At 49.3% G+C, this 710-nt stretch carries 1 protein-coding gene and 1 pseudogene; both read left to right on the top strand.

Annotated features, from left to right (window positions below; all coding sequences use genetic code 11):
* Window positions 1–399: pseudogene (locus tag ALO43_RS29995) on the top strand (Hcp family type VI secretion system effector); the annotation flags it as partial.
* 29 nt (window positions 400–428) lie between these two features.
* Window positions 429–710, top strand: a 282-nt coding sequence (locus tag ALO43_RS08165; RefSeq protein WP_054997360.1) for a polymorphic toxin type 44 domain-containing protein, incomplete at its 3' end; no start/stop codon positions are given.

Below are 710 nucleotides of genomic sequence, written 5' to 3' on the forward strand. Positions count from 1 at the left end.
GTCAGACAGCGTCCGCTACAGCTACGTCCGCTGGCGGTGCAACTTCTGGTAGCGCTTACTTAAGGGATTTGCTTGTCCGCAAACCTGTAGATAACGCTACCCCCAAACTTCATGAGGCTTGCTGTAGTGGAAAAACATTTTAAGCAGGTGTCGGTTCATATATTTAGGGCTGGCGATCCGAAAGTTAAATATCTTGAGATAGTGCTTGAGGAAGTTATAATTAGCTCTTTCGCTTTAACGGGCAATGGCGATCAGTCTAATGCGTTTCCGAGTGAGCTGATTGCGTTAAAGTATGGCCGCATCAAATTAATCTACTCCAAACAAAGTCGGAAGACTGGGCAAGGCGCAGGGCAAATTGCGGGCGGCTGGGATGCCATCAGCAATAAAATTTACGCCTGATCCTGTGCGCGTTTGGAAGAGAGCAAGCCATGAACTATGAAATGCCAGAAGCGATACCTCCCGGCGTTAGTGTCGATGTGCACATGAAGCTTGCGAACGATCAGTGGAAGAAGGACCCCGCTGTCGGTGCATTCATGAGTTGGTTTTATTACAAAGTACGTAATCATGGTCCATGGGACTATAAGCAGCAGAATCATGCGTGGGAAGATTTCGGCAATTTTCACTACGGCGCCGTGGGCAGAGCTGGTCAGTTGCCTGATCAGATTCTGCTGAGGGCTGCGGGGTTTGCTCAGAAACGTTCAGGGACGCAG

Origin of the sequence: Pseudomonas tremae, from assembly GCF_001401155.1 — a bacterium.
Taxonomy (GTDB): Bacteria; Pseudomonadota; Gammaproteobacteria; order Pseudomonadales; family Pseudomonadaceae; genus Aquipseudomonas; species Aquipseudomonas tremae.